The organism is Arthrobacter globiformis, assembly GCF_046536215.2.
GTDB classification, from domain to species: domain Bacteria; phylum Actinomycetota; class Actinomycetes; order Actinomycetales; family Micrococcaceae; genus Arthrobacter; species Arthrobacter globiformis_E.
In genome coordinates this window covers 3,734,131-3,751,190 of the sequence record NZ_CM143421.1, presented here as the reverse complement: position 1 = coordinate 3,751,190, position 17,060 = coordinate 3,734,131, and the positions used below count along the sequence as shown (strand labels likewise).

Here is a 17,060-nt window from a genome sequence, read left to right as displayed (position 1 = left end):
CATCTGGCGCCTGATCGGCCCTTTAATGTCGGACCCCCTTGGCAGACTGTGTTCATGGAAGGCTTCGGGAATTCGGCACTGACAGCGGGGGCGCCGCGCAGCGTTGTCCTGCTGGCTGCTGCTGTTCCTGAGGCCCTTCTTGCAGGCGCCGCGGTTCTCGACGCCGATCCGTATTACGGGTTGCCTTATGACGATGATCTCGACGCCGTGTATCCGGCCTCGTTGCCGGAGGACCCGTTTCCCGAAGCCCTGTTTGCCGAGCGTCCGTTCGACGGGGACCTCTTTGACGACGGCGGTCCCTCCGGCGCCGCTACAGCCTCCGGCTGGCTTCTTCCGGCAGCTGACCTCGCGGCCGACAATGCCGGGCTGATCGATCAGGTCCGCGCGTACGAGAACGTCAAGTGCTGGGCCGCCGGGCAACAGGCAAGGCTTTCCGTCACCTTCGAGGCCCGGCTCCGGCAGGAATCCACCGACAGACCGGTCCTGGCCGCCGAGGACCTGGGCAAAGACCGCACCAAAGACCGGGGCAAAGACCGCGCCCTGGGCGCGGCCGAACAGATCGCGCTCGCCCGCGGCGAGTCCCCGAACCGCGGGCAGAGGCTCCTCGGCACGGCCAAAGCCCTGGTGCAGATGCCCCACACCCTGGGAGCCCTGGACACCGGGCAACTGAACGAAGAACACGTCACGCACATCGCAAAAGAGACCGCCTGTTTGACTGTCGCGGACCGGGCCGCTGTTGATGAGGAACTCGCCGCCGACACCGGCACCTTCACCGGCGCCGGAACCCGGGCCGTCATCGCCGCTGTCCGCGCCGCCGCCATCCGGCGCGACCCCCGCTCCGTCGCCCAAAAGGCCAGCCACGCCGTCTCCGAACGGCGGGTAAGCCTGCGCCCGGCACCGGACTGCATGACCTACCTGACAGCGCTGCTGCCCGTCCACGAAGGCGTCACCGTGTACGCGGCGCTGACCCGTCACGCCGATACCCTCCACGCCGCCGGGGACCCACGCTCCCGCGACCAGGCCATGGCCGACACCCTGGTCGAAAGGACCACCGGCACCCCCGGCGGCATCACCGGCATCGAACTCAACCTCGTCATGACCGACCGCACCCTCCTCCAAGGCGACTCCGAACCCGCCCGGATCCCCGGCTACGGCATCATCCCCGGAGACTTCGCCCGCAACCTGCTAACCCAAGGGCAAGAAGAGCCGGGTCGCGGGCCAAAAGCCGCAGACGCGGCAGCCGAGGTCGATCCAACCAGCCTGCAAGAACTCACGACCTGGGTCCGGCGGCTCTACACCGCCCCCGGCACCGGCGACCTCGTCGCCATGGACTCGAAACGTCGCCTGTTCCCGCCCAAGCTGCGCCGCTTCATCCAACTCCGCGACGACACCTGCCGCACACCATACTGCGACGCCCCCATCCGCCACCACGACCACATCATCCCCTGGCACAACGACGGCCCCACCACCGTCGCCAACGGCGCCGGGTTGTGCGAAGCCTGCAACCACACCAAAGAACTCCCCGGCTGGAAAGCACAACCCAGACCAGGACCCCGGCACACCATCGAACTAGTCACGCCCACCGGCCACACTTATCGCTCAACCGCGCCGCCACTACCGGGAAGCGGGCCAGCAGGAAGCGGCATGAACGAAACACGCCAGGCCCAACAGCCCGGTCCGGCCCCGTGACGGACGGGCGGGGCAATGCTCCGCCAAGACGATACGAATATGCCCGCTCGTCGTCGTGCTGCCGTAGTTCCGGCGACCGGAGGCACGAGGTGTAGTCGGTGCAGCTCTAGCCCACCAGGCGTCGGACGCTCTCGACGACGATCTCCCGGCAGCGCGCACGACTGGGCCGGCGCACGAGCGCGAGCTCCGGTGTGTGGAGGTGCCAGCTCATCGAGAGCGCCCGGACCTCGGTGAGCAGCTCGAGCGGTGAGTACGCCGTGGTCAGCTCCCCGGCTTTCTGTGCTTCCTCGATCTTGGTCAGCTTGGCGTTGTTGGACTCCATGATCGCTGGCAGCTTCCCGTCGGCCCGTTCCAGCTGGTACCACGTCGTCAGCCGCAGCGTGTTGGGGTAGCGCTCGTAGAGGTCGAACGCGCGGCCGGCATAGCCAGGCAGGTCAGTCGCGTCGAAGTCGACCTCGTCGACAAACGCGAGCACCCGGTTAGCAAAGACCGCGTCGAACAGCTCCTCCTTCGTGCCGAAGTACTTATAGATCATCGCCTTGTTCGCCGGTGCAGTGTCGGCGATCCGGTCGACGCGGGCACCGGCGATGCCGTACCTCGTGAACTCAGCCTCCGCGGCGTCGAGGATGCGGGTGCGGGTTGCTTCGGAATCTCTGGCCATACCCCCATCCTAAAGGAAGTAACTGGTTAGTTGCATCCAGGCATATCGGGTGCTCTACTATAGTAACCAACCAGTTAGTTCCTACGAACGGAGACCCGCATGTTCGCGAAACCGGCACCCCCGACCAACGGCGCCCGCCACAGGACGATAGTCCTCGCGGTCATTCTGGGCTGCCAGCTCATGATGACTCTCGACGCCTCGATAGTGACCACGGCGCTCACCCACATCAAGCAGGAGCTCGGCTTCACGGACTCGTCGCTGTCCTGGATCCAGAACAGCTACGTCCTGGTCTTCGGCGGCTTGCTGCTGCTTGGTGCCCGCGCAGGGGACCTCGCCGGGCGGCGACGCGTGTTCATCGCGGGCACCGCGCTGTTCACGGCCGCGTCCCTGCTGGCCGGAATCGCCCCGTCGGCCGGCGTCCTCATCGCCGCCCGCACATTGCAGGGCCTCGCGTCCGCGTTCGCCATCCCATCCACCCTGGCGCTCCTGATCACCAGTTTTCCGGCACCCGAGGAGCGTTCCCGTGCCATCGCGATCTACGGCGCAGTGATCGGCGCCGGCGCCAGTGTAGGCATCATCGTCGGCGGCATCTTCACGCAGTACATGTCCTGGCGCTGGGGTCTTCTCGTCAACATCCCGATCGGGATCCTTGTCCTGGTCCTCAGCCCGCGCTACCTTCCCGAGACGGAGCGGCGGCCCGGCCGCATCGACGTCCCCGGCGCACTGGCCATCACGCTGGGCATGTCGGCCCTGGTCTACGGGCTCGTCGAGGCAGCCGAGGCCGGATGGGACAGCGCCCAGACGCTGGTGCCGCTGGCGGCGGCGGCCATCCTCATCGTCGCCTTTGTGCTCATCGAAAGACGGCAAAAGCAGCCGATCGTGCCCCTGCGGCTTTTCACCAGCGTCCAGCGCACGGGTGCTTACCTCGGCCGCATCCTCATTGTCGGCGCGATGTTCTCCACCTTCTACTTCCTGAGCCAGTACCTGCAGACCGTACGCGGCTACAGCCCCCTGGTGACCGGCTTCGCCTACATCCCCATCACCGCGATGTTCTTCGCGATGGTCTACGTGGTCCGGTTCCTCGCCCCGCGGGTCGGCAAACCCGTCCTCCTGGTCGGATCGCTCATGGTGGCAGTCGCCGGGATGGCTTGGCTCAGCCGAATCGACGCGACCACGCCGTACTTTCCCCAGATCGTGCTTCCGCTGATCGTCCTCGGGATTGGGCAAGGCATCGCGATCATTCTGTTGACCGACTTCGGCATGGCCGACGTCGAGCCCGCGGATGCGGGCGCAGCCTCGGGTCTGGTCAACACCGCGCACCAGCTCGGCGGCTCCATCGGACTGGCGCTCCTGACCGTTGTCTACGAAGCCGCAGTCCACACCAGCCACACCCCGGTTGCGTCGGCGGCGGCACACGCCTACTCGATGGTTTTCCAGGTCGCGACGGTCTTCTACGCCGCTGCGGCCCTCATTGGCACAGGCATCCTTGTCGCCACACGCCGCACCATCCCGCAGGACGTGCCGGTTCCCGCGCCCGCCACTTCGCGCGGCTGAACCACGGCAAAAAACAGGCCACGGTGCGCCCCCAGATTGGGGGCAGCACCGCGGCCTGATCACGAAGATGCGATTATGCGTGCTCGACCAGCAGTCCCTTGGCCTTCAGGACCTCGGTGAGGTTGCACAGCTCGATGGTGGTGCCGCCGGCCTTGTAGAGGCCGATGAGCTCGCGCTCGGCGTCGTCACGTTCCTGCGAAAGGCGGATGACTTCCTCGATCTCGTCCTTCCGGACCACAACAACACCGTCGGCGTCGCCGCGGAGGACGTCGCCCGGGTAGATGATTTCGTCACCGAAAACCACGGGGTGGTTGATGGGGCCGATGGTCTCCTTAACGGTGCCCTTGATTGAAACGCTGCCGGAGAAGACGGGCAGGCCGAGCTCGATCAGGTCCTGGGTATCGCGGACGCCGGAGTCCGTCACCAGGCCCGCTAGCCCCTTGGCCTTCATGGCGTTGCCGAGGACGTCGCCGAACGTGCCGGCTTCCTCGTACTCGCCGGCCGCGGCCAGGACAACGTCGCCGGCCTGGGCGTAATGGATGGCCACCTGCAGCATGAGGTTGTCGCGCGGGGCGCAGCGCACAGTGGTGGCCGGGCCGCAGAAGGACATGCTGCGGTCGATCGGCTTGATCTTGGAGCTGAGCGCTCCCTTGCGGCCCTGTGCCTCGTGGATAGTGGCCGAGGAGAACTGTGCCAGCCGGCGGACGGCGTCGGCGTCGGGTCGTTCGATGTTGGTCTTTACGTGGATCACGGAATTTTCCTTCATTTGGTGGGGTTGGCTGTGGCCCGGGCAGGTCAGTAAGGGCCGGGGTTAGCTGAGGGCCCGGACGGCCTTGTCGATGGCTGCGATGGACTCTTCGATGATGTCGAGGCTGGTGGCGTAGGAGATGCGGAAGTACGGGCCCAGGCCGTAGGCGGATCCCTGGATGACGGCGACGGAGGCGGCCTCGAGAAGGTAGAGCGTGAAGTCCTCGTCGTTGGCGATGACCTTGCCCTCCGGGGTGGTCCTGCCGATGGCACCGCCGCAGTTCACGTACGCGTAAAAGGCGCCTTCCGGCGTCGCGCATGAAAGACCGTCGACGGCGTTCAGCGCGGCTACCGCCGCATCGCGGCGGCTGCGGTAAACCTCGACGCTCTCCCGCACGAAGCTCTGGTCGCCGGTGAGCGCGGCGGCGCTGGCTGCCTGGCTCACGGAGGACGGGCAGGAGGAGATCTGCGACTGGAGCTTGTTGATCGCCGCGATCAGCGGGGCGGGTCCGGCGGCGTAGCCCAGCCGCCAGCCGGTCATGGCGTAGGCCTTGGACACCCCGTTGACGGCGAGGACGCGGTCTTTCAGCTCCGGGGCAACCTCCACCAGGCTCGAAATCTTGCCGGAGCCGAAGTAGATCTGGTCGTAGATCTCATCCGTCAGGACGTAGACCTGCGGGAAGTTCGCGAGGACGTCCGCCAGCGCCCGGAGTTCGGACCGGGAGTACACGGCGCCCGTGGGGTTGGACGGGGTGTTCAGGATGACCCACTTGGTCCGCTCGTTCAGCGCCCCGGCCAGGGCTTCGGGGGTCAGCTTGAAGCCCGACTCCTCACGGCAGGTGACAACCACCGGCGTGCCTTCGTTCGCGAGCACCATGTCCGGGTAGGAAACCCAGTACGGCGCGGGCACCACAACCTCGTCGCCGGCATTGAGCGAAGCCATGAACGCCGTGAAGATGACCTGCTTGGCGCCGCCGCCGATGGTGATCTCGGCCGGGGTGTAGCGGGTGCCGCTGCGCAGTTCGATGGTCTGGAGGATCGCCTTCTGCAGTGCAGGCGTACCGGTGACCGAGGTGTACTTTGTCTCGCCCTTGCTGATTGCCTCAACCGCTGCGGCCTTGATGTGCTCAGGGGTATCGAAGTCCGGCTCGCCGACCGTCAGGTCCAGGATCCGGCGCCCTTCCGCCTTCAGTTCGCGAACGCGGGCAGCTGCGGCCACGCTGGCAGAAGACTTGATGCGGGACACTCGCGATGCAGGTTCAAATTCAGACATGGTCTCTTCCTAGGGAGTCAGGAGGGAGCGATACTCGTTCCTTCGACACTAGGGAACTACGGCCGGTATGGATAAGACCTAATCTGCGTGGACGGATAAGCGTCTCTTATGGACCGCCGTCGGACATCCTGCAAAAGAACACAAACCAAACTTTTTGGTTATGGCTCCACGCACTATAGGTATTTCCCCGGGTGCGTCCGCTCTGCCTAGCCTTCTAGGTAAGTCACGAACCCGAACCGAGGAGTGCTCTTGGCTGCTCTGCACCATGACGACCGCCGGGAGGGCTTCTACCGCTACCGGGGGACAGCCAAACCCGATCAGACAGCCGTCCAGGCTGAAAAGACACGCAAGCTGCTCCGGGACAGCCGGCAGCGGATTTCCTTCAATGCCACCAGCATGCGCGCCCTCTCTGTCCGGCTGAACCAGCAGATCGCGCAGGCGCTCTGCGACGGAATGAAGGTCAGCCTCCTCGCCGAGGCCGCGGAGCTGTCCCGCTGGGCGGTCCGCACCGTGGGCCTGTCGGCTGATGACCTGGTCCCATCCGGGCTGCCGGCAGAACAGCACCTGGCCGCGATCCGCCGGCTCAAGTCGGAACTGGCTGAACTTGAGGAGTCCAAGGCCGCGCTGGAAGACCGCCGCCTGAACCTCCTGGCAGCAGCACGACGGCGGGGAGTTCTGGATGACTATGAGCTCGCCGCCCTCAGCGGTTTGCAGCGCGAAACGATCCGGAAGATGACGTGGGGCGTCCAGCCGGAATCCGGTGCGATTCCGGCGTAACTCTGCGCCCGCCGTCGTACCCGTCAGACCCAACCGTCAAGCCCTAGCGGGGCCGGGCAGGCAAGCGTAGCGTCGAACTGCACGCGGTAGCTGGTTGCTCGGAGGTGGTCCCGATGGCTGGATGGAATGCTGATACGGCGGCGGGTCCGCTGGGGGCCGGGACGGTCACGCTGGTCGAGGGATCGTCCTTCTGCATCTCCTTGCCGAACGGGGACATCAGCGCCGAGCACCCGCATGGCCTGTTTGTGCAGGACGCCCGCATCCTCTCGGGCTGGAGCCTGACGGTCGACGGCCTGGCGCTCGAGCCCTTGGCGGCCGAGACGAAGGAGCCGTACCGGGCGCTGTTTGTGGGACGGGTTCCCCGCTCGGACGGCTACGCGGACAGTCCGCTGATCGTGGAACGGCTGCGGGAGGTGGGCGCCGGCATCCAGGAGCAGGTCACCGTCCGGAACTTCTCCCTCGAGCCGGTCGACTGCGTCATCGCCCTGAAGATCGGGGCGGACTTCGCTGACCTCTTCGAGGTGAAAGAGGCACGGATCCTGCGGCGCTGGGATGAAAAACGGGAGGCCGACGGCGGTTCGCTCACCATTCGCGCGGCGTGGCAGGACGTCCGGAAGGGCGTTGTGGTCCAGGCCCCGGGTGCGGACGTCACGGCGGACGCCGTGACTTACCGGGCCACGGTTCCGGCGCACGGACACTGGAGCACGGTCCTCACAGTGCTGCCCAGCGCCGAGGGAACCGATTCGGCGGTGGCCTTCGTCCATTCCGCGGGCGATGGCCTGTCGCCACGGGACCTGCGGCGGCGTGAGTGGGTGGCGAAGATCCCGATCCTGCAGATGGGCAACCGGTCGGTGGAACGCACCCTCCGCCGTAGCTATGACGACCTGGGCGCCCTGCGGATCGAGGACCCCGAGCATCCTGAGCGCGTGGTGGTAGCCGCCGGGGCGCCCTGGTTCATGACCCTGTTCGGCAGGGACTCGCTGTGGGCTTCGGTGATGGCGATGCCGGTGGACCCTTCCCTGGCGCTGGGCACGCTGCAGACCCTGGCTGACCGGCAGGGCAAAGTGGTGGATCCCATGACCGAGGAGGAACCGGGCAAGATCCTCCACGAGGTGCGGCTCGACGTGTCCAGCGGGCTGTCGCTGGGCGGCAAGTCCAACTACTACGGCAGCGTCGACGCCACTCCCCTGTTCCTGATGGTGCTCGGGGCCGTCAGCCGCTGGGGCTTCGCCGCAGATACGATCGCCGCGTTGCTGCCCCACGCTGACCGTGCGCTCGAGTGGATCATGAAATACGGGGACCGGGACGGCGACGGCTTCGTCGAGTACGAGCGCCTCAATGACCAGGGGTTGCTCAACCAGGGCTGGAAGGACTCCTGGGACGGAATCAACTTTGCCAACGGCAAACTGGCGGAGCCGCCGATCGCGCTTTGCGAGGTCCAGGCCTATGTCTACGTCGCTTACCTTTCCCGCGCCTGGCTGGCGTACGACGCCGGGGACACGGCTTTTGGGAATGAACTCACCGACCGTGCGGCGCGGCTGAAGAAACAGTTCAACGAGCAGTTCTGGATCCCGGAACGCGGTTACTACGCCATTGCCCTGGACGGCAAGAAGAGGCAGGTCGATGCATGCGCCTCCAACATGGGGCACTGCCTGCTGCAGGGACTCATCGACCAGGACAAGGCTCCAATGGTGGCCGACCACCTGATGTCCCCGGAAATGTTCAGCGGCTGGGGCGTGCGCACCCTGGCCAGCGACATGGGTGCCTACAACCCCGCCAGCTACCACAACGGATCGGTGTGGCCGCACGACAACGCCATCGTCGCCGCCGGGCTCCTCCGCTATGGCTTCGTGGAAGAGGCGCAGCGGATCGCCACCGGCATGATGGATGCGGCCGAGTTCTCCGATGGCCGCCTCCCGGAGCTGTTTTGCGGCTTCAGCCGGGAACAACTGGCCGCCCCGGTGCCGTATCCGACGGCGTGCTCGCCGCAGGCCTGGGCGGCCACGGCACCGATCCAGCTGGTGACCAGCCTGATGCGGTACGACCCCGTCGTGTCCGCCGGCGGCGTCTGGATGGATCCCGTCCTTCCCGCCGCTTTCGGGGACCTGCACATCACCAATGCTCCCCTGGGCGGCGGCCGCATCACCATCGACATTGCCGATTCCGTCCCCTCCGTCCAAGGCCTTCCCGACGGGATGACGTTCCATCAGGGGCACCGTCCCTGGATGATTGAACTCGTTGAGCAGGCCGGTCACCGGCGGAGGGAACGGCTGGAGAACTGGGGCCGATAGCCGGTACGTCGCCCCGTGTCATGCGACGCCCTCCAGGACCTTGGCGTTTTCCTGCACGGAGACGTAGCCACCCTTGAAGAAGAGGAGGGGATCGACGTCGGATCGGGCGCTGAGCGCGCGGACCGCGGCCACCACAATGGTGTGGTCGCCGCCGTCGTACTCCTGGTGCAGTTCGCAGTCCACCCAGGCCAGGGCGCCGTCGAGGACGGGGTTGCCGAGGGGCGACGGCGAGTGGTCGACGCCGGCGAACTTGTCAGCGCCGGACCGCGCGAACTGGGCCGCCAGATGCTGGTGGTCGGCGGGAAGGATGTTGACGGTGAAGCGGCCCGCCGCGCGCAGCAGCGGCCAGGTGCTGGAGGTCCGCGCCGGGCTGAAGGTCACCAGCGCCGGTTCCAGCGAAAGGGAGGCGAAGGACTGGCAGGTAAACCCGGCAGGGCCGTTCTCGGTGGCCGCGGTGATCACGGTCAGGCCCGTTGCGAAGTGGCCCAGGACGTTGCGGATCCGGCGCGGGCTGAGGTCTGAGAGTTCCGTCATGGCGAGTCCTTTCGAAGCGTGTAGACCCAATCAAGCACCTTGCCGGCCGCTTCCCAACCCCGGCTGCAACGAACTGACGCGCATGGAAACGCAGCTTCACGGCCCGAAGCGGGGCGTAACAAAACGTGGCGTGCCCGAGAGGCCAGGGAGCGGTCTGCAAAACCGTTGACGCGGGTTCGAATCCCGCCATCACGTCCACCGGAAACGCCGACGGAGGCCTCCGTCAGGCTGTCATATTCCGAATTTGCGGATCTAACACCAAATAATCACCGCAAATAGTGGAATATGGTGTCATGCCGAAAATCCGCATCTCCGAAGCAGCGCGCTTCCTGGGCGTCAGCGACGACACCGTCCGCCGCTGGACCGAGAACGGGACGCTCACGCCGGTCAAGGACTCCTCCGGCCGGCTGGCCGTCGAGGGGCTTGAGCTCGCCCACCTCGCCCGCGACCAGGCGCAGCTGCCCGAGGACCCCACCCGCGTCGGCAGTTCGGCTCGCAACCGGTTCGTCGGCCTGGTCACCGGGATCACCGCGGACAAGGTCATGGCCCAGGTGGAGCTGCAGTGCGGCCCGTTCCGCGTCGTCTCCCTGATGAGCAGCGAGGCCGTCCGGGAACTCGGCCTGGAGCTCGGGTCGGTGGCCACCGCCGTGGTCAAAGCCACCACCGTCATCATCGAAACGCCCCAAGGAAAGAGCATCATATGAGCATCCCCCGCGTGCGCATCAGCGCCGTGCTGGCCGCCGGCATTCTTGCCGCCGGGCTGGCCGGCTGCGCTGCCTCCACCACCGGCGCAGCCCCGAGCGCAGGCGCCGGCGGCACCCAGGCAACCTCCGGCACCGTGACCGTTTACGCCGCCGCGTCCCTGAAGTCGACCTTCACCAAGATCGCGTCCGAGTTCGAGGCCGCAAACCCCGGCACCAAAGTCACGCTGAACTTTGCCGGGTCCTCGGACCTGGTCACGCAGATCACCCAGGGCGCCCCGGCCGACGTCTTCGCCTCCGCCGACACCAAGAACATGGCCAAGCTCTCCGACGCCAAGCTCATCGACGGAACGGCAAGCAACTTTGCCACCAACGTCCTGGAGATCGCGGTGCCGCCGGCCAACCCGGCGTCGATCTCTTCCTTCGCGGACCTGGCGAAGCCGGGCGTCAAGGTGGTTGTCTGCGCACCGCAGGTGCCCTGCGGCTCCGCCACCGAGAAAGTGGAAAAGGCCACCGGAACCACCCTGAAACCCGTCAGTGAGGAATCCTCCGTCACGGACGTCCTGGGCAAGGTCACCTCCGGAGAGGCCGACGCCGGTCTGGTCTACGTGACCGACGTCAAGACCGCGGGCGGCAAGGTCAAGGGCATTCCGTTCAGCGAGTCGGACCAGGCCGTGAACACCTACCCGATCGCCACCGTGGGCAGCAGCAAGAACAAGGAGCTGGCCAAGGCCTTCATCGCCATGGTCACCGGGAGCGAAGGCAGGAAGGTCCTCAGTGACGCCGGTTTCGGCACCCCGTAGCAAGGCCCGGACAGCCGGCAAAACAAAGCGGCGGGACACCGGCTACACCGGTGTCCCGCCGTGGATTTTCGTCCTCGCCGCGGCAGGGGGCCTGTTTGTCCTGCTGCCGCTGGCCGCCATGGTGGCCAAGGTCAACTGGGGGCAGTTCATCCCGCTCATCACGTCGGAATCCTCGCTCACGGCGCTCGGCCTGAGCCTGCGGACGTCGGCGGCCAGCACGGTGCTCTGCATCGTCTTCGGGGTGCCGCTGGCCCTCGTCCTGGCCCGTGCCAGCTTCCCCGGCCAGCGCCTGCTGCGGGCGTTCGTGTTGCTCCCCCTGGTCCTGCCGCCCGTCGTCGGCGGCATCGCGCTGCTCTACACGTTTGGCCGCCAGGGCCTGCTCGGGCGGAGCCTGGAAGTGGCGGGAATCCAGATCGCCTTCTCCACCACCGCCGTCGTCCTCGCCCAGACGTTCGTGGCGCTGCCGTTCCTGGTGGTCAGCCTCGAGGGGGCGCTGCGCACCGCCGGCACCAAGTACGAGGCAGTCGCCGCGACCCTCGGCGCCCGCCCCACCACCGTGCTGCGACGGGTCAGCATCCCGCTGGTCCTGCCCGGGCTGGCCTCCGGCGCCGTGCTGTCCTTCGCGCGCTGCCTGGGCGAGTTCGGCGCCACCCTGACCTTCGCCGGCAGCCTGCAGGGCGTCACCCGCACCCTGCCGCTGGAGATCTACCTGCAGCGCGAAACCGACGCCGACGCCGCAGTCGCGCTTTCCCTGGTGCTGGTCGCGGTGGCCGTCGCCGTCGTCGGGCTTTCCTTCCGGCGCCCCCGGGCGCTGGCGGCAGGGGCAGGACCGGCATGACCTTCGAACTCAATGCCGCGCTGCACGCACGGGACTTCGACGTCTCCCTCACCCTCGGGGCCGCGGAAACCGTAGCCGTGCTGGGCCCCAACGGCGCCGGCAAATCGACCCTGCTGGGGATCATCGCCGGGCTCCTCCGCCCGGACAGCGGGCACGCCGTGCTCGGACAGAAAACGCTGTTCAGGCTCGACGGCGGGACGAGCCACTTCCTGCCGCCGCACACCCGGGGGACGGCGCTGCTCGCCCAGGAGCCGCTGCTGTTTCCGCACATGAGCGTGCTGGAGAACGTCGCGTTCGGCCCGCGGGCGGCCGGCGCGAACCGGGCCAGCGCGCTGCAGACGGCGCGGCACTGGCTGGCCGAGGTGGAGGCCGCCGAATTCGCGGACCGCCGGCCCGGCCAGCTCTCCGGCGGACAGGCGCAGCGCGTCGCGATCGCGCGGGCCTTGGCCACGGACCCCGAACTGCTGCTCCTCGACGAACCCATGGCGGCCCTCGACATCCATGCTGCCCCGATGCTGCGCAGGCTCCTCAAGCGGGTCCTCGCGAACCGCCGGGCCATCATCATCACGCACGATGTCCTGGACGCGCTCATGCTCGCCGACCGGGCCATTGTCCTCGAAGGAGGCCGGATCACCGAGGAAGGGCCCACCCGCGGGGTCCTGGAAAGACCGCGCAGCAGGTTCGCCGCCGGTTTGGCAGGCATGAACCTCCTTCCCGGCACCATCACGGACCGCGGGCTCACGTCCGACGGCGGACTGGACATTGCCGCGCACCCCGAGGACGGTGCCGTTCCCGGCCAGGACGGCGTCGCCGTCTTTTCGCCGACGGCGGTGTCGGTCTTCCTGGGCGCCGAGCACGGCAGCCCGCGGAACGCGTTCGCCGTCACCATCACGGACCTGGAACCCCACGGCGACCAGATCCGCGTCCACGCCGGCGGCCTGTCCGCGGACATCACCCCGGCGGCCTCGGCTGACCTCGGGCTCACTCCCGGGATGACCGTCTACTTCGTCATCAAGGCCACCGCCATTGCCGTGTATCCGGCGTAGGGTCCTTGGCTGCTCCAGTCCGAGAGCGCGAACTGGCAGCTAATGCCCGCAAAATCCCCTTTTGGGGTCATTACCTGCCAGTTCGACGGGCCAACACCCCGGACAGCGCCAGGACCAGGACGCCAGCCAGCGGGACCACAAAGAGGCCGGCCCGCAGGCTGGCGGCATCGGCGATGGCGCCCACCACCGGCGGCGAGACCAGGAAGCCCACGCGCATCAGCCAGCTGACCATCGTGAGTCCGGTTCCGGGCCGCAGCCCAGGGAGCTCGTCCGCCGCGTGCATGGCTGCGGGAACGAGGGTCGCCACGCCGAGGCCGGCTGCCGCGAAGCCGAGGATCGTCCCGGGGATGCTGGGAAAAACCAGGGCCGTGCCCATGCCGACGGCCGCGATGATCCCTCCGGTACGCGCCACCGTCCGCTGGCCGAAGCGGTCCACGAGCCGGTCGCCCAGCAGGCGGCCGATGAACTGCGCGCCGGTCAGCGCCACGAAGCCCAGGCCGGCGATGGTGGTCGCCGCTCCGAGGGTGTCGCTGAGGTAGATGGCCGACCATGAGCTGCCCGCGTCCTCCACCAGCGCGCCTGCAGTGGCGATGAGCACCAGCGCGGCCAGGACGCCGTACTTGGCCACCGCTCCACGCGATGCTGTTCCCCGGGCGGCCGCTCCCCGGGTGATCGACGAACCCCCGTCGGGTGCCGCCGTTCCGTCCGCCGCACCGGCGGCGGCAGCACCGTCGTCGTCCGTTTCCGGCCCGGGCAGGAGGAAGCGGTAACAGCACAGCGTCAGCGTGGCGAAGAGGGCGGCGGAGATCGACAGGTGGATTCCGGGCGCGAGGTTGAGGCCCGCGGCCGCGGCGCCCATCAGTCCGCCCAGCACCGCGCCGATGCTCCACACCGCGTGCAGCGAGTTGATGATGGAGCGCTGGTACAGCCGCTGGACCCGCAGCCCGTGGGCATTCTGGGCCACGTCGGTGACCGCGTCCATCGCCCCGGCAAAGAAGAGTGCGGCCGCGAGCATCGCCCAGGTCGGCGCCATGCCGGCGCACAGGATGCCCAGGCTGGTCAGGATGGTGCCCGCCACCGCAACCCGGGACGACCGGAAGCGGCGGATCAGCACGCCGGCGGCGAGCCCCGCAAGCAGTGCGCCGAGCGGGAAGGCCGCCACGGCAAGGCCGAATTGCGCATTGCTCAGGCCCAGGTCCGCCATGATCGCCGGGTAGCGGGGCAGCAGGTTGGCGAAGAGCGCGCCGTTGGTGAGGAAGAGGATGGCCACCGCGGCGCGGGCCTTGCCGTTCCGGCCGGGCGGGGCGGCGACTGCTGCGGACGGCGCCGCCGTCGGGGAGCTGTTCACTGCGGAGTCACTATTCTGTTCACGGCGTCGCGAACGGTCTCGCCGGACATGGGGTTCAGGGCCAGCGCCCGGTGGATGGACAGGCCCTCGATCAGGGCGTCCAGCATCACCGTTGTGGCGGGGTCAAAGTGCCGTTCCAGGGCGGCGCGGCTCCTGGCCATCCAGGTGTCGGTCACGCGGCGCAGGTCCGGCCGGCGCGCGGCGAGGGCGTAGAGCTCGTAGGTCAGCAGGATGTTCCGGCGTTCCCCGAGCAGCTCGCCCGTGATCAGCCCAACCACCGCTTCCCGCGCTTCGTCCTGGCTTTCGGCGCCGGCCAGCGCCGCCTCGAACCCGTCGGCCGTGTCGTCGGCGAGCTTCGTGAAGGCGGCGGCGAGCAGGTCGTCGAGGCCCTTGAAGTGGTAGGTCATCGAACCGAGCGGCACGTCCGCGGCCTGGGCGACCTTCCGGTGGGTGGTGGCGGCGACGCCGTGCTCGGCGATGACATCCAGGGCCACTTCGATGAGCCGCTGCCGGCGGTTGGGGTCGCGCCGCCGCACGCTGCCGCCCCTGGACGGGGCGGCCATATGCTGCGGGGCGCTCATATGCTGCGGATCACCCGGGCGGGATTGCCGACGGCGACGACGTTCGCCGGCACGTCCTTCGTCACCACGGCACCGGCGCCGATCACCGAGTTCTCCCCCACGGTCACGCCGGGCAGGATGATGGCGCCGCCGCCGATCCAGACGTTGTCCCCGATGGTGATGGGCTGCGCCGCCTCGAGCTTGTCCCGGCGCGGGCCCGGCTCGACGGGGTGCGTGGGTGTCAGCAGCTGGACGTTCGGGCCGATCTGCACGTCGTCGCCGATGGTGATGGGAGCGACGTCCAGGGCCGTGAAGTTGAAGTTGATGAAGGTCCGGGAGCCGATCCGGATGTACTTGCCGTAGTCGACGAACAGCGGCGGCCGGATGTCCGTGTCCTCGCCGAGGGAGCCCAGGAGGTCGGCCAGGATGCGCTTCGCCCCGTCCCGGTCGGCGGCCCACGTCCTGCCGTAGCGGTCGGCGAGCTCCATGCCGCGCGCGTTGTCGGCGGCGAGGTTCGGGTCGTCGGCGATGTACAGGTCTCCCGCGAGCATCCGCTCCTGCATCGTCCTGCTGTCGCCGGCAAAGTACTGCTCCACAATAAATCCCTCCGGAAGGCGTTATGTACAAACGTACACTGCTTGCGTACGGATGTACACAACGCCCCCCCGGAGAGGTGGGCAGGGGTCAGTTCTTGACCACGTCCAGCTCGACGACGGCCCAGGACAGCGCGGGCAGGCTCAGCCGGAGCTCGGAGCCGCTTGCCTTCGCCCCTTCCAGCGGCTTCAGCCCGACGCGGTCCGGGCTGCCCTGGCTGTTGATGGTGAAGCGGTCGCCGCCCTCCGGAATTTCCAGGACCTCCGCGCGAAGCACCTGGCGGGCGTCGAAGCCGCGCAGGGCCACCTCGACGTCGGCCGCCTCCTCCAGCCCGCGGTTCGCGAAGAACAGCGCCACCCGGCCGGTTTCCTCGTTCCACGTGGCGCTGACGTCCACGAGGTCGGTGTCGCCGAACCGGGCGTTGCCGTACTTGTCCGAGTCGACGGACAGGCGCAGGATCTGGCCCTTCGCCAGTTCCGCCATCCGGGCGAAGGGGTGGAAGATGGTCTGCCGCCAGGCCGGGCCGTTTTCCTCGCTGAAGATCGGCGCGATCACGTTGACCAGCTGCGCCTGGTTGGCGATCTTGACCCGGTCGCCGTGCCGGAGCAGCGAGTTGAGCAGCGTACCGACGACCACGGCGTCCGTCACGTTGTACTTGTCCTCGATGACCCGGGGGTGCTCGCGCCAGCCGGCCTTGGTGACGTTGTGCGGCTGGTCCTCCGTGTCGAGGCCGCGCTGGTACCAGACGTTCCACTCGTCGAAGGACAGGTGGATGTGCTTCTTGTGCTTGCCCTTGGCGCGGACGGCGTCGGCGGTGGCGATTACCGATTCGATGAAGTAGTCGGTGTCGACGGCGCTGGCGAGGAAGCTGCCGACGTCGCCGTCATGCTCCTGGTAGTAGGCGTGCAGCGAGACGTAATCGACTTCCTCGTAGGCGTGGGTCAGGACCGTCTGCTCCCAGGCGCCGAAGGTGGGCATGCCGGAGTTGGAGCTGCCGCAGGCCACCAGTTCGATGTCCGGGTCCACGAACCGCATGGCCTTGGCGGCCTCCTGGGCCAGCCGGCCGTATTCCTCGGCGGTCTTGTGGCCGATCTGCCACGGCCCGTCCATCTCGTTGCCGAGGCACCAGAGCTTGATGTTGAAGGGGTCCTTGTGCCCGTTCTTGGCGCGCAGGTCGGACAGGTAGGTGCCGCCGGGATGGTTGGCGTATTCCACGATTTCGCGGGCCGCGTCCACTCCCCTGGTGCCCAGGTTGATGGCCTCCATGATCTCGGTGCCTGCCTGCCGGGACCAGTCGACGAATTCGTGCAGGCCGAAGGCGTTGGTTTCAAGCGTATGCCAGGCGCCATCGAGCCGGCGCGGGCGGTTTTCCCGCGGCCCGATGCCGTCCTCCCAGTTGTAGCCGGAGACGAAGTTGCCGCCGGGGTAGCGGATGACGGTGGCCCCGAGCTCCTTGACGAGCTTGAGCACGTCCTGCCGGAAGCCGTTCTGGTCAGCCTCCGGGTGGCCGGGCTCGTAGATGCCGGTGTAGACGCAGCGGCCCATGTGCTCAACGAAGGAGCCGAAAAGGCGGCGGGGTACTTCCCCGATGGTGAAGTCGCGGTCGAGGGTGATCCTTGCGCGGGACATGTGGGTTATCTCCTT

The 17,060-nt window shown here is 67.8% G+C and carries 16 protein-coding genes and 1 tRNA gene; 9 read left to right on the top strand and 8 right to left on the bottom strand.

Annotated elements, in window-relative coordinates:
• Positions 1-54 precede the first annotated feature (54 nt).
• Positions 55-1,689, top strand: a complete 1,635-nt coding sequence (locus R5O87_RS16880; protein ID WP_410555695.1) for an HNH endonuclease — start codon at positions 55-57, stop codon at positions 1,687-1,689.
• Between the two features lie 106 nt (positions 1,690-1,795).
• Here the strand turns inward: R5O87_RS16880 and R5O87_RS16875 are convergent, their stop codons facing one another.
• Positions 1,796-2,350, bottom strand: coding sequence for a TetR/AcrR family transcriptional regulator (locus R5O87_RS16875; protein WP_410555694.1), 555 nt, complete (start codon positions 2,348-2,350; stop codon positions 1,796-1,798).
• A gap of 99 nt (positions 2,351-2,449) precedes the next feature.
• Between R5O87_RS16875 and R5O87_RS16870 the strand changes: the two genes are divergently transcribed.
• Positions 2,450-3,904 carry an MFS transporter gene (locus tag R5O87_RS16870; RefSeq protein WP_410555693.1) on the top strand — a complete coding sequence of 485 codons (1,455 nt, stop codon included), beginning with the start codon at positions 2,450-2,452 and terminating at the stop codon, positions 3,902-3,904.
• 73 nt (positions 3,905-3,977) lie between these two features.
• Here R5O87_RS16870 and R5O87_RS16865 read toward each other — a convergent pair whose 3' ends face one another.
• A complete protein-coding gene (locus R5O87_RS16865; protein ID WP_410555691.1) occupies positions 3,978-4,655 on the bottom strand; it encodes a 4-carboxy-4-hydroxy-2-oxoadipate aldolase/oxaloacetate decarboxylase in 678 nt (225 codons plus the stop codon).
• A 60-nt stretch (positions 4,656-4,715) separates the two neighbouring features.
• Entirely contained in the window at positions 4,716-5,924 is a 1,209-nt protein-coding gene (locus R5O87_RS16860) for an aspartate transaminase (protein ID WP_410555690.1), read from the bottom strand.
• 249 nt (positions 5,925-6,173) lie between these two features.
• Between R5O87_RS16860 and R5O87_RS16855 the strand changes: the two genes are divergently transcribed.
• Positions 6,174-6,701 carry a hypothetical protein gene (locus R5O87_RS16855; protein ID WP_410555689.1) on the top strand — a complete coding sequence of 176 codons (528 nt, stop codon included), beginning with the start codon at positions 6,174-6,176 and terminating at the stop codon, positions 6,699-6,701.
• Between the two features lie 113 nt (positions 6,702-6,814).
• A complete protein-coding gene (locus tag R5O87_RS16850; RefSeq protein ID WP_410555688.1) occupies positions 6,815-8,992 on the top strand; it encodes an amylo-alpha-1,6-glucosidase in 2,178 nt (725 codons plus the stop codon).
• Between the two features lie 18 nt (positions 8,993-9,010).
• On the opposite strand, the gene R5O87_RS16845 is transcribed toward R5O87_RS16850, so the two are convergent.
• The gene (locus R5O87_RS16845) at positions 9,011-9,526 is read right to left on the bottom strand and encodes a flavin reductase family protein (RefSeq protein ID WP_410555687.1); all 516 of its coding nucleotides are present in this window, start codon (positions 9,524-9,526) and stop codon (positions 9,011-9,013) included.
• 124 nt (positions 9,527-9,650) lie between these two features.
• On the opposite strand from R5O87_RS16845, the gene R5O87_RS16840 reads away from it, so the two are divergent.
• The 5 genes from R5O87_RS16840 to R5O87_RS16820 all read left to right on the top strand — a co-directional run bounded on the left by R5O87_RS16840 (position 9,651) and on the right by R5O87_RS16820 (position 12,914).
• Positions 9,651-9,724: transfer RNA gene (locus R5O87_RS16840), tRNA-Cys, on the top strand.
• Positions 9,725-9,819: 95 nt separating this feature from the next.
• A complete protein-coding gene (locus R5O87_RS16835) occupies positions 9,820-10,230 on the top strand; it encodes a TOBE domain-containing protein (RefSeq protein ID WP_410555685.1) in 411 nt (136 codons plus the stop codon).
• Complete coding sequence (gene modA / locus R5O87_RS16830; protein ID WP_410555684.1) at positions 10,227-11,030, top strand: molybdate ABC transporter substrate-binding protein; 804 nt, start codon at positions 10,227-10,229, stop codon at positions 11,028-11,030. Before R5O87_RS16835 ends, modA begins: the two co-directional genes overlap by 4 nt.
• Positions 11,005-11,868: an ABC transporter permease gene (locus R5O87_RS16825; protein ID WP_410555683.1), complete on the top strand. Its 864-nt coding sequence runs from the start codon at positions 11,005-11,007 to the stop codon at positions 11,866-11,868. The genes modA and R5O87_RS16825 overlap by 26 nt, the downstream gene beginning before the upstream one ends.
• Positions 11,865-12,914, top strand: a complete 1,050-nt coding sequence (locus R5O87_RS16820; protein ID WP_410555682.1) for a sulfate/molybdate ABC transporter ATP-binding protein — start codon at positions 11,865-11,867, stop codon at positions 12,912-12,914. The genes R5O87_RS16825 and R5O87_RS16820 overlap by 4 nt, the downstream gene beginning before the upstream one ends.
• A gap of 70 nt (positions 12,915-12,984) precedes the next feature.
• On the opposite strand, the gene R5O87_RS16815 is transcribed toward R5O87_RS16820, so the two are convergent.
• The 4 genes from R5O87_RS16815 to arfA form a co-directional block, all read right to left on the bottom strand.
• Entirely contained in the window at positions 12,985-14,262 is a 1,278-nt protein-coding gene (locus tag R5O87_RS16815) for an MFS transporter (protein ID WP_410555681.1), read from the bottom strand.
• Positions 14,259-14,843 carry a TetR/AcrR family transcriptional regulator gene (locus R5O87_RS16810; protein ID WP_410555680.1) on the bottom strand — a complete coding sequence of 195 codons (585 nt, stop codon included), beginning with the start codon at positions 14,841-14,843 and terminating at the stop codon, positions 14,259-14,261. The genes R5O87_RS16815 and R5O87_RS16810 overlap by 4 nt, the downstream gene beginning before the upstream one ends.
• Complete coding sequence (locus tag R5O87_RS16805; protein ID WP_410555709.1) at positions 14,840-15,421, bottom strand: sugar O-acetyltransferase; 582 nt, start codon at positions 15,419-15,421, stop codon at positions 14,840-14,842. Before R5O87_RS16805 ends, R5O87_RS16810 begins: the two co-directional genes overlap by 4 nt.
• Before the next feature lie 85 nt (positions 15,422-15,506).
• Positions 15,507-17,045 carry an arabinosylfuranosidase ArfA gene (gene arfA, locus R5O87_RS16800; protein WP_410555679.1) on the bottom strand — a complete coding sequence of 513 codons (1,539 nt, stop codon included), beginning with the start codon at positions 17,043-17,045 and terminating at the stop codon, positions 15,507-15,509.
• Between the last annotated feature and the right edge of the window lie 15 nt (positions 17,046-17,060).

Bases quoted from the DNA above. Each gene is read 5' to 3' on its own strand.
- R5O87_RS16860 (WP_410555690.1), bottom strand. From the start codon at position 5,924: ATGTCTGAATTTGAACCTGCATCGCGAGTGTCCCGCATCAAGTCTTCT.
- R5O87_RS16845 (WP_410555687.1), bottom strand. From the start codon at position 9,526: ATGACGGAACTCTCAGACCTCAGCCCGCGCCGGATCCGCAACGTCCTG.
- R5O87_RS16810 (WP_410555680.1), bottom strand. From the start codon at position 14,843: ATGAGCGCCCCGCAGCATATGGCCGCCCCGTCCAGGGGCGGCAGCGTG.
- modA (WP_410555684.1), top strand. From the start codon at position 10,227: ATGAGCATCCCCCGCGTGCGCATCAGCGCCGTGCTGGCCGCCGGCATT.
- R5O87_RS16850 (WP_410555688.1), top strand. From the start codon at position 6,815: ATGGCTGGATGGAATGCTGATACGGCGGCGGGTCCGCTGGGGGCCGGG.
- R5O87_RS16880 (WP_410555695.1), top strand. From the start codon at position 55: ATGGAAGGCTTCGGGAATTCGGCACTGACAGCGGGGGCGCCGCGCAGC.
- R5O87_RS16870 (WP_410555693.1), top strand. From the start codon at position 2,450: ATGTTCGCGAAACCGGCACCCCCGACCAACGGCGCCCGCCACAGGACG.
- R5O87_RS16875 (WP_410555694.1), bottom strand. From the start codon at position 2,350: ATGGCCAGAGATTCCGAAGCAACCCGCACCCGCATCCTCGACGCCGCG.
- R5O87_RS16820 (WP_410555682.1), top strand. From the start codon at position 11,865: ATGACCTTCGAACTCAATGCCGCGCTGCACGCACGGGACTTCGACGTC.
- R5O87_RS16835 (WP_410555685.1), top strand. From the start codon at position 9,820: ATGCCGAAAATCCGCATCTCCGAAGCAGCGCGCTTCCTGGGCGTCAGC.
- arfA (WP_410555679.1), bottom strand. From the start codon at position 17,045: ATGTCCCGCGCAAGGATCACCCTCGACCGCGACTTCACCATCGGGGAA.